The organism is Maribacter hydrothermalis, from assembly GCF_001913155.1.
Taxonomy (GTDB): domain Bacteria; phylum Bacteroidota; class Bacteroidia; order Flavobacteriales; family Flavobacteriaceae; genus Maribacter; species Maribacter hydrothermalis.
Genome location: NZ_CP018760.1, coordinates 2,288,074 through 2,305,109 on the forward strand (window position 1 = coordinate 2,288,074; position 17,036 = coordinate 2,305,109).

The 17,036-nt window shown below is 33.6% G+C and carries 14 protein-coding genes and 1 tRNA gene; 8 read left to right on the top strand and 7 right to left on the bottom strand.

The genetic code is table 11. The annotated features are described in order from the left end of the window. From BTR34_RS09795 to BTR34_RS09820, 6 genes are all read right to left on the bottom strand, one after another. Positions 1-2,055: a hypothetical protein gene (locus tag BTR34_RS09795; RefSeq protein WP_068480837.1), complete on the bottom strand. Its 2,055-nt coding sequence runs from the start codon at positions 2,053-2,055 to the stop codon at positions 1-3. Positions 2,056-2,062: 7 nt separating this feature from the next. After that, positions 2,063-2,686 (bottom strand): hypothetical protein, encoded by a 624-nt coding sequence (locus tag BTR34_RS09800; protein WP_157483728.1) that lies wholly within the window; start codon positions 2,684-2,686, stop codon positions 2,063-2,065. Positions 2,687-2,696: 10 nt separating this feature from the next. After that, positions 2,697-3,512, bottom strand: coding sequence for a DUF4412 domain-containing protein (locus BTR34_RS09805; RefSeq protein ID WP_068480844.1), 816 nt, complete (start codon positions 3,510-3,512; stop codon positions 2,697-2,699). A 350-nt stretch (positions 3,513-3,862) separates the two neighbouring features. Then, positions 3,863-6,763 carry a hybrid sensor histidine kinase/response regulator transcription factor gene (locus BTR34_RS09810; protein WP_068480847.1) on the bottom strand — a complete coding sequence of 967 codons (2,901 nt, stop codon included), beginning with the start codon at positions 6,761-6,763 and terminating at the stop codon, positions 3,863-3,865. Positions 6,764-6,862: 99 nt separating this feature from the next. Continuing rightward, a tRNA-Arg gene (locus BTR34_RS09815) sits at positions 6,863-6,934 on the bottom strand. A 48-nt stretch (positions 6,935-6,982) separates the two neighbouring features. Beyond that, complete coding sequence (locus BTR34_RS09820; protein ID WP_068480850.1) at positions 6,983-7,741, bottom strand: hypothetical protein; 759 nt, start codon at positions 7,739-7,741, stop codon at positions 6,983-6,985. A 465-nt stretch (positions 7,742-8,206) separates the two neighbouring features. Here BTR34_RS09820 and BTR34_RS09825 point away from each other — a divergent pair, with 465 nt between their 5' ends. From BTR34_RS09825 to rimK, 6 genes are all read left to right on the top strand, one after another. After that, the gene (locus BTR34_RS09825; RefSeq protein WP_068480853.1) at positions 8,207-9,619 is read left to right on the top strand and encodes a type III PLP-dependent enzyme domain-containing protein; all 1,413 of its coding nucleotides are present in this window, start codon (positions 8,207-8,209) and stop codon (positions 9,617-9,619) included. Between the two features lie 90 nt (positions 9,620-9,709). After that, positions 9,710-10,648: an agmatinase gene (speB, locus tag BTR34_RS09830; RefSeq protein WP_068480856.1), complete on the top strand. Its 939-nt coding sequence runs from the start codon at positions 9,710-9,712 to the stop codon at positions 10,646-10,648. Further along, positions 10,635-11,612 carry a deoxyhypusine synthase family protein gene (locus BTR34_RS09835; protein WP_068480858.1) on the top strand — a complete coding sequence of 326 codons (978 nt, stop codon included), beginning with the start codon at positions 10,635-10,637 and terminating at the stop codon, positions 11,610-11,612. The genes speB and BTR34_RS09835 overlap by 14 nt, the downstream gene beginning before the upstream one ends. 2 nt (positions 11,613-11,614) lie before the next feature. Next, positions 11,615-11,938: a hypothetical protein gene (locus BTR34_RS09840; protein ID WP_068480861.1), complete on the top strand. Its 324-nt coding sequence runs from the start codon at positions 11,615-11,617 to the stop codon at positions 11,936-11,938. 142 nt (positions 11,939-12,080) lie between these two features. Next, entirely contained in the window at positions 12,081-13,607 is a 1,527-nt protein-coding gene (locus BTR34_RS09845) for a bifunctional GNAT family N-acetyltransferase/carbon-nitrogen hydrolase family protein (protein ID WP_068480863.1), read from the top strand. 38 nt (positions 13,608-13,645) lie between these two features. Further along, positions 13,646-15,013, top strand: coding sequence for a 30S ribosomal protein S6--L-glutamate ligase (gene rimK, locus BTR34_RS09850; RefSeq protein WP_068480866.1), 1,368 nt, complete (start codon positions 13,646-13,648; stop codon positions 15,011-15,013). 23 nt (positions 15,014-15,036) lie between these two features. Here rimK and BTR34_RS09855 read toward each other — a convergent pair whose 3' ends face one another. Continuing rightward, positions 15,037-15,984: an NAD-dependent epimerase/dehydratase family protein gene (locus tag BTR34_RS09855; protein WP_068480869.1), complete on the bottom strand. Its 948-nt coding sequence runs from the start codon at positions 15,982-15,984 to the stop codon at positions 15,037-15,039. Between the two features lie 63 nt (positions 15,985-16,047). On the opposite strand from BTR34_RS09855, the gene BTR34_RS09860 reads away from it, so the two are divergent. Both BTR34_RS09860 and BTR34_RS09865 read left to right on the top strand, forming a co-directional pair. After that, positions 16,048-16,548, top strand: a complete 501-nt coding sequence (locus BTR34_RS09860) for a hypothetical protein (protein ID WP_068480872.1) — start codon at positions 16,048-16,050, stop codon at positions 16,546-16,548. Then, entirely contained in the window at positions 16,535-17,026 is a 492-nt protein-coding gene (locus tag BTR34_RS09865) for a nuclear transport factor 2 family protein (RefSeq protein ID WP_068480875.1), read from the top strand. The genes BTR34_RS09860 and BTR34_RS09865 overlap by 14 nt, the downstream gene beginning before the upstream one ends. Positions 17,027-17,036: the final 10 nt, after the last annotated feature.

Below are 17,036 nucleotides of genomic sequence, written 5' to 3' on the forward strand. Positions count from 1 at the left end.
TTATTGCCTTTTGTATTTGTCTGCCATAAACTGAAAGTAAATGAAGCCTGCATGGTTGTACCAATTATCATAGCCTAGCATAGATTCACATTGTTCTATAGCTCTTAAATTTTCTTCCAGTGCATGAATCATTTCAGCATATTTGTCATCATACGCTTTGTTTAGTGTTGGAATTGATTTTGTTAAAATGATCATTTTTTGACTTTGCCATGCTAAACCAGATACGCCATGAACAGCCGATACATCATCTCCGAAAGCAATTCCTGCATTTATTTTTTTCATTGCATGGGAGTAAATTACTCGGAGTCGTTCTAAGTTTAATCGTCTGTTGTTTAGATTGTCATATTCTTTTTCTAAACATGCACAGCCCGCTTCATTGTCGTTTTCATTTGGAATGAATGTTGATATTGCACCTAGAATATTAGCTTCGGCGTATGTAACTTTATAGTCCGCATTCTTAAATTTTAATGTATTAAGATTTCCGTCAATGGCATTAATGAGTTTTATACTTTTTGATAACACCAAAGGCATGTCATTGGACTTATTGGTTTTGATTTTAGTTTTCTCCGGATTTTCATTTTCATCAACAGGAAAGTTATTCTCTTTATTTCTTTTTGGAGGATTCACAAAATCATCCTTATGATAGTTTATTGGATTTCCTTTGTTGTCGTATTTAGGGCGTTTGTAGTTGTCGTATTCAATAGGTTTCTTATTGGCATCTAAAGCGGGTCTAGACTCTGTTTCACCTTCTGCATATTGAATGGGGTTACCATTAATATCATATTTAGGACGCTTGTCGTCACCAAATACAGGATAATCTATACGCTCGTTATTTCTATCATATACAGGTCTTTCAAAATAATCTAATTCGTTGTTATGTACCGGTTCTCGATACTGAATAGGATCTCCATTGATATCATATTTTGGAAGCTCTTCATTGGTAAATACAGGATATTCTATAGGTTGGTTGTTCCTATCATACACTGGTTGTCCCAAGGAGTTTAATTCATCATAGTCTATATTTTGTTCATCATTATTATCCGAATTTGAATTTGATGAATTTGTAGTTAAAGGTTCATAAGATGAATCAGTATTTGAAGAATTACTAGAACCTTGCCTAGGTGAGTTAGAATTACCGCTATCAGCACCATTTCTGTTAGTTCCAAATTGTGGAGGTATACATGAAGAGGGTAATTGTGGTCCTCCGCGAGGATCAGCTTGTGCATCATCATCATCAGGACTTAATCGTCTCGTAAATTCATTTACTACGCTATTTGCCCTATTAAAAAAATCTTCTATGCCATCATGGTTTTCGTAAATAAATTTAAGTGATTCAGTAAAAACCTCGGAAAGAGAAGGGCTAGCACCAGCGGTTCCAATTTGTTGGCCTAAGCTGAAACATAATAGAATAAGTAATGTCTTCGCCGATTTCTTTTTTATTAATAAAAGCACTAATAATATTGTGATGATGCTGAAAAACCCAATTACAACATAAAGTATTGTGTTTGTGCCGCCTGTACCTGATTCATTTTGTGGTTGAGAAATGGAATTTGAAGCGTTAAATACTTGTCCGCTTCTGGTAGCAGCAGCTTCGTTAGCAGGATAATATAAATTACCCATGTACGGAATATTTTCACCATTAGTCCAAACAGCAAGTTGAAAAGAAATATTAGGTATTGTACTCGTAATAACGATTCCAAACTTACCTGCCGTTTCAAATGATTCTTGAAATAAACCATTTTTAGTATGTCCGTTAATTTTACTGTCTTTCCAGTTATCTTTAACAATATCTACTTTAATATCAGCATTTTTATCTGAAATAACGGTAACCATTATTTTCTGTAATAGTGTTGTACCTTCTGCCCAAAAACGAAGTGAATCTTTTTCTGTTTCCCCTTGCATGTATGAAGAAATTACTTTCTCATTCTGCGAATCTGGACTGAATTCTAGAGTGTATACTTGGTTACCTGTATCTAATTCTGGCATTTTTATTTCATCTTGTGCAAATGCACCAATACCAAGTAGTAGAAAAATATGGAATAGTAGTTTTTTCATGACATTTTTATTTTCTGTGTTTTTGTAATAAATAATTCGCCAAATCAGTCATTTTAAGTCGTAATTCTTCATGTTGTTCTTTGGTACGGTTATTATTAGCACTTTTAATTCCGTAATGTATTAAGAAGGCGTGGTCATAATTTTCATTGTAAATGATTATTCTTCCATGGGCAGGTTGTTGTGCTATATAACAATCACCCGTTTCTGCTAATTCTATGTCCATTCCCATTATTTTTATACCATCTTCCTTTCTTTCTAAATAACTAGCAATTTCTTTCTTGTTCTGTTTTTTAGAACTTGGAGCCGAACTCCAGGAGATGTGCGAGTCTCCACCTAAGGTGTTTTTTCCGAATCCAATAAGTTCAAAAGAGCATTTGTTTTCAGAAGAATTATCGGTTTGGCTAAGGTTTGATTCTGGTACTTTTAGCACTTCCGCTACTTCAGAAATACGCATATCACATTTGTAATCAGTTAGTAGTGAACTGTAATCGCCAGAAGTCATAGCATTATTTTCTTCTTTTTCTAATGAGACTTGTTGTACCGTATCAGTTTTGCTAACGCCTTCTTTTTTAGGACTTTCATTACAGGCAATTACTAGAGAAAGAAATAGTAGGGCTATTGTATTTTTCATATTATAGGTTTTAAAATGGTTTTTCATAATCTAAAGTGTTAATACTAAATTCATTTTCAATTAGTTGTGTGCAAATCATTTTAATAGGTTTCGCATTCTTCTGTGAATAATCTATCATATTCATTTCTAGAGTTAAACCATCTACCATGCTTACCCAAGATTGGTCTATACCTTTTTTTGTTTTTATTCTTTTTGTTTTAAGTTTCGTAAATGCTTTCTGAAACGAAATATCAGCTTCTTGGGTTACCCAAACAGAACCTGATAATTGAGGCCCGGTTACCTGAAACTCTTCACATTCGTACCCTAAAACCTTCTTAGTTTGCCCAGTTGGAGTTATAGAGTAATCACCTTTATTCATTTCTAGATCAGAAGAATCTTCTAAATCTATATGTATTGAATTCATTGTTCTTTGTCCGTCCATATCCATAAAGGTGTGGATGGAAGAGTTTGGTAAATCCATGACTGTTATAAATTCCTGGTCTTTACCCATGCTAAAAGAACTACCCATGTACTCATGTTCATTAGTGAGATAATAGGTTATGTCTGTTATTTCGTTATCACTAGTTATTTCCATAACATATTCATGACTAAAGGAGTATAACTCTAGTTTCTCTGCTTTTTTATTTTTGAATAGCCTGCCTTTATTGTTGAAAACCGTATCAAAAGACTTTTCTGTTTCTCGTTCTGTTTTTTCAGCAACTTTACGTTCTACAGTCTGTGCGGCTGCTTCTTGAGCACGTTCTGTCAGTTTCTTAAAAAATTGAGCGTTTGCATTTGTGGTTATGCTAAATACAAACAGTAGTGCTATAAGTTTAATGGTTTTCATAATAGTCCTTTTTTAATCGTTTGCCTTTTAATGACATGATTAAAAAAAGGTTAACATCAATCTTTTTTTCTGAATGATATTTGTTGAATTACCTTATTGTTATGAATAATCTTTAAAATATAAAGTCCATCTTTTAAATGATTAATATTCAAGTAAATCTGTTTTTCTGGGAAGCGATGAATTGAACCCTTAAGACCATAGTCTTCTTTCTTCATTGTCTAAATGACTTTGAGATTAGAATTACACCAATTTGATTACCTATAAAATTAATTCATGTAATTAATAGGAGCTATTTAGTATGTAACAATGGTTATGAGTTATGTAACATATTGTATTTTAGTAGGTTGGTGTTAGGCTTCATTTTTTAAAGAAATATATTCTGAAGGGGTACAATGATATACTTCTTTAAAACATTTGCTGAAATATGCATGATTGTTAAACCCTACACTATAGCCAATTTCTGATATATTAAAATCAGAAGTTTTTAAAATATGTACAGCCAATTTTAAACGTTGAGAACGTATAAATTCTGTGGTTGAAAGCCCTGTTAGTGCTTTAAGTTTTCTATGAAGTTGCATTCTACTCATAGACACACAAAGGCTAAATTCTGCTGCGCTAAAAGAAGGATCTACAAGTTTTTTATCTAAAATGTTCTGAATTTTGATTAAGAATTTTTCATCTACCGACGATACTGCAATTTCCTTTGGTCTTAAAATAATTTCTTGGCTGTATCTAGATTGCAACTTTTTTCTAAGTGCTACTAAAGATGTTGCTTTGCTTTGTAATATTTTTTGATTGAAGGGTTTTGTAATGTAATCATCTGCGCCAAACTCTATACCCATCAATTCATTTTCATCACCAGCTTTTGCCGTTAATAGTATAATGGGAATGTGACTGGTGCGTTCATCATTTTTCAGTGTTTTAGTCAATTCCAAACCATCTTTCTTCGGCATCATTACATCTGAAATAATAATATCGGGTATTTCATGTAATGCAATTTTAATTCCTTTTTCGCCATCGGCTGCTTGTAAAATAGAATACGTGCTTTTAAACGTGTTGCTGAGTAATGTTCTTACATCTTTATTGTCTTCGACGATAAGCAATATGGGCAGGTTATTTTTTTTGTGTGGGGATTCTTCTAGATTGGTTTTGGCTTCAGCGGTGGTAATCACTTTTAACGTTTCTAAATCTGGGTTTTCAATAATCTCTATATTTTTAAGTTTGATCTTATCCATACAAATGGAAACATTGAAATGGGTCCAGTTTTGCTTCTCGCTACTCACATCTATTTTTCCTCCATGTAACTCAGTTAGCTCTTTAACAAGAGATAAGCCTATACCTACACCTTCGTTAAGTCCATCGGTCTGATAAAATCTGTTGAAAATCGTTTTCATTTGGGTGGTAGAAATACCATTACCAGTATTCTTTATTGAAAAATACAAGTAGTTATGATCAATGTTCGCATTAAGAAGAACAGCACCTTTTTCTGGCGTATATTTTATGGCATTTCCCAATAAATTAATTATAATATTCTCAATAGCATCACGATCAAACCAACCTAATATATCGGTATTGGTTATTTGAAGTTTAAAATGAATGTTTTTTTGCTGTGCTAGGAAAGAAAAAGATTCACTCCAAGCCGCAATCATTTGCGTAGGATAGCCTTTTTGAACACGTAGTTTTCTATTTCCACTATCAATTTTAGACAATTCTAATAACTGATCTACCAAAGCCGACAATCTTTCGGTGCTTTTCTGGGCAATTTCAAAATGCTTTTTTTGGTCTGTGGTTAAGGTTGTATTGGATAAAGCCTCTTGTAAAGGTGCAGAGATTAAAGTTAACGGAGTTCTTAACTCATGAGAAATGTTGGTGAAAAAGTCCGTTTTTAGAGCATCAACTTCTCTTAATTTATGATTTATTTTCATTCTATTTCGATATAGAATAAAAATGAAAATTCCAATTAATGAAGTAATTATAATAATGCCAAGTAGAAAATTCCGTTGTGCCTTTTGCTTGGTATCTGCTAGCTCATGTTGTGTTTTTAAAAGTGCCACTTCTTGTAACTGTTGTTCTTTGAACTTTAATTGTTCATCTAGTATAAATCCGTTAGCATTTTCTTGCTCTTTTAGGAATGCAATTTGTTTGTCATAAGCTACTTTGGTCTGGTATGCGTTGGTATAATCACCTACTAACTCATAATAACTTATTTCAATTCTATTTAAATCCGTTTTATAACCTAGCCTGTCCGTTACATCGGGATTTTGTCTCGCTTTTTCTAAATGAACCAAGGCTTCTTTTGGATTATTTAGGATTATAAAAAGTTCAGCCCAGTGTAGGTGAACAACGCCTGTTAATGTGGAAGTATTTTGTTTTTCTAATAAGGCTCCTACATTCGTTAAATGCTTTTCTACTTTGGTGTATTCCTTTTTTTTAAGATACATTTTAGCAAGACCTATGTTAGCAATATTAATTGCGGTAGGGTCACCATTTTTTTTGCCATCAATTAATAATTGTTCATATAGTTGAATGGCTTCATTAATCTTGTTTTCTTGTACGGAAAGTTTTATCAAAAGCCTATTTGCTTCATATTCCCCTGGCGGATATGCTACGTTTTTTGAGATTTCTATACATTTTTCTATGTATTTTTTGGCTAACGGATTATTTCCTTTGGCATCTAAATAAATTTCCGCGATGTAAGCGTTTACACGAGCTAGTAAAGAACTTTGGGTATTGTTAATTTTGTATAGTGAATCTATTTTTAGATATAGATTCATTTTCTTGCTCAAGTCTGGCTCGGCAGAAGCAAACATAGAATATGCAGAGGCAATACCTTCTAAGTAGTTAGCTTTTTTAGAAAGTTGTAGTATGTCATCATATCTTAAAAGCGATTTTTTTATCTCTCCTTTAAAATATTCATGATTTGCCAACCACATATTACTATTTACAGTTAAAGAGTCAATTCTTTTAGCGCTACTTAATTGATAAGCCTTTTCGTAATGATGTTCTGAGGAATCAAATTGGCCTTTAACAAAAAAGTACTGACCTAGATCTTGATGATAATAGTATGAAGAAAAAAATGAGCTATTAGTTTCTTTATCCGTCTTTAATTTATTTACATAGTATAAAGCCGAATCTGGATTTTTGAAAATTAGACTTTTAAATTTTTGGTGATAATCTTTGTAATCGGGAGATTCTTGTGCAGATAAAAATGTAAAGCCAAAAAATAAGAATATTGACAATACCTTTCTCATTTTATTATGGTTTACCCTAAATATAAATAATTTATGGGTTGCAAGCTATTTTAACATCATGTGAAACTATTTAAAGGAATAGGTTATACCCATTAGTAGTGACCTCGGCAAGAATCGAACTTGCATCTAAAGTTTAGGAAACTTCTATTCTATCCATTGAACTACAAGGCCAATTGTTTAAAAGGTAGGGTTATTTATGATTCGTAAATACTGTAATGACTATTCCTTAGTTTCCTGCCTTTTAGACCATATTTCATACATAGGTTCTCCTTTACTGTTATTACCGGTATGGTGCCAATCATTGCCTTGCAATTCATAATTAAATTTTAATTGAGCGCCTACTCGGGTATCATCTTTTGAGAAAAATTCTATTTTTTCGGTATACACACCATCTTTGGCAGTATAGCTTCCACCACCGGTGCCAGAAAAACGGAAAGAATCTGTATCATAGGCAATCCATTGAAAAGTACCATCCTTTAAGAATTTCAGTGTTTTTCTAGTGCTTTCCTCACCACGTCTTTCCTGTCCAGTATCAGGACCTCTAGTGGCAAAAAGCCATTCGCCATCTAAATCTTGAGTCTCAATTTTTACAGGTTTAAGCATAAGCTCTTGAAACCAATTTAAATGAAGATTTTCGCCAACCATTTTTATAGGAATAGAAAGCTGCCTAATGGAATCTTTAGGATAGTCCGAATTAAATTCTAAAAGAACAACCAGTAGGTTACCTGTGGCAGTACTTTCAATTTGGGTAAATCCACCCATGGTCTTTGTAAACTTAGCAGGATTATTTTCGTACTCGTTATATATAAAATAGTCATTGTTAAGTTTAATTTGGTGTATGGATCTAGTTCCATTTTCTTCAATAGTATCTGTGTATACGCCTGGTAAAACCTGGCTGTAGGCGTTAAAACCTGTCAGTAGTGCTATTAAAACTAAAATTGAATAATTTATTTTATAAAAAAATATAATTTTTGTCATGGCTTCCGATTTATTAATTATTTGATAATAAGATATTTGTGATTTAATTTAGTGGTTTATTTTTAAATTAAAAATACAATAAAGCAACTTATCGTAAAAAAAATGAAAACCCTTGTTTTTTCATTTTTTTTTATTTCATTTGTTCTCTATTAATAACCTAATATTGGTGTTGAAAATTACAGGCTTTTAGCTAAATAGTATGTATAATTTTTTCATGTTTTGGTGTAATCTCAATTGGACGTATTTTCCAAAGATGAAGTATAAGAAAAGTAGCCAATTAAATTTACAGATGACTAATTCTTATGCAAAAATTATACAAAATCAGCACCATTACTTCTTTATTCCCACAACACAAAAACAAATTTTAGTGTGATTATCTACTTAGATGGTTATGATTTCTTAACTTTCAAAATTTAGGTTTATCACTATATTTATAAAATATCAAATTCAATATAATTCAATTTCATGAATACCAAATACATTGATCTTATTGATCAAACTTATTATTTCCCACAAGAAGAGTTTAATTTAGAAGGTGAACATTTACAATTTCATGGTATACCATTGCACGACTTAGTTCAGGAATACGGTAGTCCATTAAAATTTACCTACCTACCAAAAATTTCTGAGAATATTTTAAGAGCCAAAAACTGGTTCACAAATGCTTTAGAAAAAAATAATTATAAAGGAAAATACCATTATTGCTATTGTACAAAGAGTTCTCATTTTAAGCATGTAATGCACGAGGCTTTGAAGAACGATATTCATATGGAGACATCATCTGCGTTTGATATCGATATTGTTGAGAAACTTAAAGCTGACGGTAAATTAACCAATGAAAATTATGTTATCTGTAATGGCTTTAAAAGAGAAAAATATATAGATAACATTGCAAGATTAATAAATGGCGGTCATCAAAATTGTATCCCAATTATTGATAATTATGAAGAAATAGATTTATTAACCGATGTAATAAATGATACGTTCAAAGTAGGTATTCGTATAGCGTCTGAGGAAGAGCCTAAGTTCGAATTCTATACTTCTAGGTTGGGTATTGGATATAAAAATATTGTACCGTTTTACGAAAGCCAAATAAAAGATAATGATAAAGTAGAGCTTAAAATGCTGCACTTTTTTATCAATACAGGTATTAGGGATAATGCCTATTATTGGAACGAATTGGTAAAATGTCTTAAAGTATATGTTCGTTTAAAAAAGATTTGTCCCTCGTTAGATAGTTTAAATATTGGCGGAGGTTTCCCTATAAAAAATTCTTTGCAGTTTGATTATGACTATCAATACATGATAGACGAAATCTTGAACCAAATTAGTATTACCTGTTCTGAAGCTGATGTTCCCGTACCTAATATTTTTACAGAATTCGGTAGTTTTACCGTAGGTGAAAGTGGTGGTGCCATTTATGAGATTCTGTATCAAAAACAACAGAATGATCGTGAAAAATGGAATATGATCGATTCCTCCTTTATAACAACATTACCAGATACTTGGGCAATTAATAAACGTTTTATTATGTTACCAATTAATCGTTGGCATGATGAGTATGAACGTGTACTTTTAGGGGGGCTTACCTGCGATAGTGATGATTATTACAACAGTGAGCAGAACATGAACGCTATTTATTTGCCAAAATACAGAAAAGACAAACCTTTGTATATAGGCTTTTTTAATACAGGAGCTTACCAAGAATCCATAGGGGGTTATGGCGGATTGCAACATTGCTTAATACCACAGCCAAAACATATTTTGATTGATAAGGATGAAAATGGTAATTTCACACATAAACTCTTTAGAGCCCAGCAAAAAGCAGAAGACCTATTAGATATTTTAGGTTATGATGTTGAAATAAGTAATGAATAGTATATTTTGGTCTAATAAAACGATAAGCATTGAATAACGTATATAATTGAACAGTTTCTATAAAAACCACTTAATAATAGCTAATATATCATGAGTACATCTAAGAATTATGCCGGTATTTCCGATGAATTCGCCCAACTAGAGAAATCTAAAATTATCTTGATTCCTGTTCCCTATGACGGAACCAGTACTTGGGGCAAAGGAGCAGATAAAGGACCTGAAGCTTTTTTAGAAGCTTCTGAAAACATGGAATTGTATGATATAGAAACCGATTCTGAAGTTTACAAACAAGGTATTCACTTAACAGACCCTATAACTGAAAACAGTTCGCCAGAGGCAATGGTAAATGAAGTTCATAATATTACGAAAGACTTTATAAAACGTAATAAATTTGTAACTCTTTTTGGTGGAGAACATTCAGTATCTATTGGATCTATTCGTGCATTTAACGAATGTTTTGATGACCTTACAGTATTGCAGATAGATGCTCATGCAGACCTTAGGGAATCTTATGAAGGTACAAAGTATAACCATGCTTGTGCTGTATATGAAGCTAACCAAACTACAAATTTGGTACAGGTTGGTATTCGTTCTATGGATGTCATTGAAAAAACCTTAATGGATGATGAGAAAACATTTTTTGCCCATGACATGGTTAATGATGAATATTGGACAGATAAAGTGATCGAAGCAATGACCGACAATGTTTTTATAACATTTGACTTAGATGCTCTTGACCCCTCTATAATGCCGTCTACAGGAACTCCAGAACCAGGTGGTTTGCTTTGGTACGAAACGTTAGATTTTCTAAAGCAAGTATTTGAAGATAAGAATGTTGTAGGTTTTGATATTGTAGAGCTTTGCCCCAATAAAAACGATAAATCATCAAATTTCTTAGCAGCAAAACTTTATTATAAAATGCTTAGCTATAAATTTGCAGGGCAAGATATAGATCAAGAGTACGATAATACTTTTGATGTAGATTATAAATCAAATACGAATTCAAAATTTGAAGATGACGAAGAATAAAGGTGCTATCACTAATTTTATTGAAAAGTATTATTTACATTTTAACGCAGCTGCATTAGTTGACGCTGCAAAAGGTTACGAAGACCAACTAAATAATGGAGCCAAAATGTTGGTGTCATTAGCAGGTGCAATGTCTACCGCTGAAATCGGTAAAATATTTGCTGAGGTTATTCGTCAAGATAAAGTTCAAATCATATCTTGTACAGGTGCAAACCTAGAAGAAGATATTATGAACTTGGTTGCCCATTCTCATTACAAACGTGTGCCTAACTATAGAGATTTAACGCCGCAAGATGAGTGGGACCTACTAGAAAAAGGCTTAAATAGAGTAACGGATACATGCATACCAGAAGAAGAGGCATTTAGAAGATTACAGGAGCATATTTTTAAAATATGGAAAGATGCAGACACTAAAGGCGAGCGTTTTTTACCTCATGAGTTTATGTACAAAATGTTACTTTCTGGAGTTTTAGAGGAATATTACGAAATAGACCTTAAAGATTCTTGGATGTACGCTGCCGCAGAAAAAAACCTGCCTATCATTTGCCCTGGTTGGGAAGATAGTACAATGGGCAACATATTTGCATCATACGTAATGAAAGGTGAGCTTAAGGCGAGCACCATGAAGTCTGGTATTGAATATATGACCTTTTTAGCAGATTGGTATACCGCTAATTCTGAAAACGGAATTGGATTTTTCCAAATAGGCGGAGGTATTGCAGGAGATTTTCCAATTTGCGTAGTGCCAATGTTGTATCAAGATATGGAACGTACTGACACGCCGTTTTGGAGTTATTTCTGTCAAATAAGTGATAGTACAACCAGTTACGGATCATATTCTGGTGCAGTACCAAATGAAAAAATAACTTGGGGTAAATTAGATATAAATACTCCGAAATATATTATAGAAAGTGATGCGACGATAGTGGCACCTTTAATTTTTGCTTACCTATTAGATATGTAATTATGGACAAGAACGCACATTTAAATAGAGTCATTGTTGACTTTAAAAAATTGACCCCAGAAGTACTAAAACTTTTGGTAGAAAGATATCCTGATGGTTATGATGATCGTAATATTATCTCTTTCAGAAACGGACAAGGTGAACGTATTGAAGCGGTTGAGGTATTAACTGAAGACACCAAGTATTTAGTTAAGATAAGTGCTAAGCTTGAGTATACCATGGAGAATTATGATGAAGATGATTATGAAGATTTCGATGATGATGATCCAACTGCAGTAGTAGAGCCTGATCCTGAAGATATGGTTGATGGCGATGATGAAGACTAGCATTATGGCTTAGTAAGCGCTACATATACAATTAAATAAAATTAAAAATACTCCTTTTTCGGTTTGCGCTACGTATTCCGGAAAAGGATTATGTTCTATATATATCTTTTAAACTTAACACCGTTGTATCCACAGCACCTATATGAAAATTGATGAAATTGAGAATATTGAATTAAAGTTTTTAGATCTTGATGATTATCAAGAATTAAAAACGGCAATGATTTCTGCTTATGCCAATATGCCTGGGTCTTATTGGAAAGAAGAGCATATAAAATCTTTAATCGATAAATTTCCAGAGGGTCAAGTAGTTATTAAAATCAATGGACAAATAGCGGGTGTGGCCTTGTCTATAATTGTGGATTATGATACATTCGATGATAATCATACCTACGAGCAAATAACAGGTAAGTATTCTTTTGATACCCATAATAATGCAGGCGATGTACTTTACGGCATAGAGGTTTTTATAAAGCCAAGTTTTAGAGGTTTACGTTTAGGAAGACGTTTGTACGATTATAGAAAGGAACTTTGCGAGAAACTAAACTTAAAAAGTATTGTATTTGGTGGTCGTATGCCAAACTATCATTCTCACGCTGCTGAGCTGTCTCCAAAAGAATATATTGCTAGGGTTCGTCGTAAAGAAATTCATGATCCAGTATTAAACTTTCAAATTAGTAATGATTTTCATCCTGCTAAGGTAATGAAGGGTTATTTGGATGGTGATAAGGCATCGCAGGACTTTGCTATTTTAATGGAATGGGATAATATCTATTATCAAAAGCCATCAATAAAGGCTGCTACCAAAAAATCAATTGTTCGCTTAGGGTTGATTCAATGGCAAATGCGCCCTTACAAAGATTTGGAAGAGCTTTTACAGCAAGCGGAATTTTTTATAGATTCTGTTTCTGGTTACAGGTCAGATTTTGCGCTGTTTCCAGAATTTTTTAATGCACCCTTAATGGCAGGTAACAATCATATGTCCACAGCCAATGCCATTAGGGAACTGGCCAAACATACGCAAGCCATAGTTCAGAAATTCTCTGAATTTTCCATTTCTTATAACATTAACATTATTTCTGGAAGTATGCCTGAAATGATAGATGGCCGTCTTTATAATGTAGGTTATCTATGTAGACGCGATGGTAGTGTGGAACGTTATGAAAAACTGCATGTAACTCCAGATGAGGCAAAGATTTGGGGAATGCAAGGTGGTACCCAGTTAAAAACTTTCGATACGGATTGTGGCAGAATAGGGGTTTTAATTTGCTATGATTCTGAATTTCCTGAACTAAGTAGGTTATTAGCAGATGAAGGCATGGATATTTTGTTTGTTCCATTCCTGACCGATACCCAAAACGGATATTCACGTGTGCGCCATTGCGCTCAAGCACGTGCAATTGAAAATGAATGCTACGTTGCTATCGCCGGTAGTGTGGGCAACTTGCCAAATGTTCAGAACATGGATATACAGTTTGCTCAATCTATGGTGTTTACACCATGTGACTTCTCTTTTCCTACAAACGGTATCAAGGCGGAAGCTACCCCAAATACAGAAATGATTTTAATCGCAGATGTAGATATAGACTTATTGCGAGAGCTTAATCAATTTGGCGCGGTACGCAATTTAAAGGATAGAAGAACAGATTTATTTGAGTTAAAAAAGAAATAAGGACAACTCCATAGTATTTAGGAGTCAAAAATAACAATTTGGACAATTTACAGATAATAGGTAGCGAAGAGTGGTGCGTTTTTAAAGAACTAGGAATACCGGCTATTAAAGCAAGGGTGGATTCTGGTGCTAAAACATCATCCATACAGGCAACCAATTTAAAAGTTATAAATAAAGGAGGGCAAGAGTGGGTGAAATTTGAAGTAAGCCCATTGCAAGAAAATAGAAGTATTGCCATAGAATGTCAGGCAAGATTGGTTACTCGTAGAATGGTTAAAAGTTCGTCGGGTATCTCAGAAGAACGGTTTGTTATTAAAACACCTGTTACTATGGGTGATGCTACTTTTGATATTGAACTTACACTTGCAAACAGAGATACGATGGAGTTTCGTATGCTGCTAGGAAGAGAAGCGCTCAATGATCGTTTTATTGTAAACCCAGCGGTTACATGTCAATTGAATTCAATTGATGAAATTGAAATCAATAAAAAGTACGCTCCGTATTTTAAAGAAAAAACAGGATTAAAAATTGCTTTGCTTGCTAGTAATCCATTGCTATATAGTAACAAAAGACTAATGGAAGCTGCTGAAGCCAGAGGTCACGAAATAGTGTTTTTAAATGTGGAGCAAGTTTATATGAAGCTTGATGCACATTCACCGGAAATAAGATATCGTGGCGGTAGTATTCTCAAAGATTTCGATGCTGTAATACCTAGAATAAAACCTGCCGTTACTTTTTATGGTTGTGCATTAATTCGTCAATTTAAAAATTTAGGGGCATATTGCCAAAATTCAGCCGAAGCCATTTCGCAATCTAGAGATAAACTTTTTGCCTCTCAACTATTTTCTAATAACGATATCCATATCCCTATTACCGGTTTTGCTAAATCTCCGATGGATACCAAAGACCTTATTAAAATGGTTAACGGTGCACCATTAATTATAAAATTATTAGAGAGCACACAAGGTAAAGGTGTTGTGTTGGCAGAAACGAACAAGGCGGCAGAAAGTGTTATTAATGCTTTTAAGAGCGTTAACACTAATATTTTGGTGCAAGAGTTTATTAAAGAGGCAAACGGGCAAGATATTCGTTGCTTTGTAGTAAATGGCAAAGTTGTAGCTAGTATGCAAAGGCAAGCGCAAAAAGGAGAATTTAGAGCTAATATTCACCAAGGGGGTATTGCATCTATTATTAAAATTACCCCTGAAGAAAAGAAATTGGCACTAAAAGCGGCAAAAGTATTAAACTTAGCTGTTGCCGGGGTAGATATTATACGCTCTAATAAAGGCCCATTGTTACTTGAGGTGAACTCTTCTCCGGGACTAGAAGGTATTGAAAATGCTACAGGAAAAGATATCGCAAATGCTATGATAATGGCAATTGAAAAACGCTTGAAATTTCAATAAATAAATAAAATTTGAAGAAAAAGCTAAACCTTGTTCTTCAAATTTTCCAACATAGTTGCCGTAGTTTTGGAAAGGTCAAATTCTGCCTTCCAGTTCCAATCCCTTTGCGCAATGCTGTCATCGATACTATTTGGCCAAGAATTGGCAATTTGTTGCCGGCTATCCGGTTCGTAGTTAATTTTAAACTCAGGCATAACCGCAGTTATACTTTCTGCTAATTCTTTAGGAGTAAAACTCATTGCCGCTAAATTATAAGCAGAACGTTCTTTTATATTTGTTTCTGGAGCTTCCATAATTTGCAAAGTGGCACGTATGGCATCATCCATGAACATCATGGGCAATTTTGTATCTTCCCCTAGAAAACAAGTGTAGGAGCCTTCAGCTAAAGCTTTGTGATAAATTTCAACCGCATAATCTGTTGTTCCTCCGCCTGGCATGGTTTTCCAGCTTATGAGTCCTGGATAACGAATACTTCTTACATCAACATTAAATTTATTAAAATAATATTCGCACCAACGTTCGCCAGATTGTTTACTAATACCATAAACCGTACTAGGTTCCATTATAGTGTTTTGTGGTGTATCTTCCTTAGGAGTATTTGGACCAAAAACGGCGATGCTAGACGGCCAGAAAACCTTGTTTATTTTTTTCTCTTTCGCTAAATTTAAAACATTGAATAAGGTGTTCATGTTAAGGTTCCATGCGCGCATAGGAAATTTCTCTGCCGTAGCACTTAGCATGGCAGCCATTAAATATATTTCGCTAATATCATAGTAGGCAATAACTTCTTCAAGAGCATCATAATTGGTAGCGTCTAATATTTCAAATGGTCCAGAAAGCATTAATTCATCGTTTCCTTCTCTAATATCACTAGCAATAACATGGTTGCTTCCGTATTTTTCTCGAAGTGCTAAAGTTAGTTCTGTACCAATTTGACCGCAAGCTCCAATTATCAATATATATTTTGGCATTTAAAATAGCGTTAAATGAATAATGTATAAAGATACCTTTTCTTAAAATTTGTACATTCGCTTATGCCTAAAATTATCTTTTTTTTAATAGTAATACTTCTAATTGGCTCGTGTAAAGATGCTAATCTAGAAACTTTAAAGGTTCAAGAATCGAAATGGGAAACTGTTACCGACAGCCTTCCCGTAAAGCTTAATGTGGATGTTAAAGCTCAAGCCATACTTAATGATTGGAAAGATTATATGGTATTGGAAAGAAGCTTTGATAAAATTTATTCAACCGAGAACAGAGAAGATTTTGTCTTAATAGTTGAAGAATTGGTAGAAAATCAAAAGAAGATGGAAGAGGGTATTTATCCAGAACGTTTTGATGTTGCCCAAATTAAAAGTAGACAGAAAATCTTTAAAACATATGTGTTAAAGACCAAAGGGGATTTGGAATATCGTCAAAACCCAAAGAGGTCTTTGGTAGAAATGATAACTGCCTTTAATGAACTTAGAAACCAGTTTAACGTCATAGTAAAAAATACATTACCAGATGAATTACGTGCAAATGAAGACAATTAATATATTGTTTTTGCTTATCGGAACACTACTTTTTGGACAGAGTAGCGATAAAATTTTAATTGCTAAATCTATAGATAAATGGCATGCTGCAGCTGGGTCAGCTGATTTTGACACCTATTTTGACCTAATGACCAACGATGCCGTGTTTATTGGTACAGATGCAACTGAAAATTGGCAACGCCAGGAATTTATAGACTATGCTAAGCCTCATTTCGATAAAGGTAAGGCATGGAATTTTACTGCCGTGGAAAGAAATATCTATGTTAACGAGAGTGCAAATTTGGCTTGGTTCGATGAGCTTTTAGATACCCAAATGAAAATATGTAGAGGGTCTGGTGTTTTAAAGAAAATCGACGGAAAATGGAAAATAGCACATTATGTACTTTCAATAGCTGTGCCAAATGAAAATGTAGATGAACTTGTGAAAATCAAAGGTAAACAAGATAGTCTTTTGCTAAAACAATTGAAATTGAAATAAAAAAATGCGG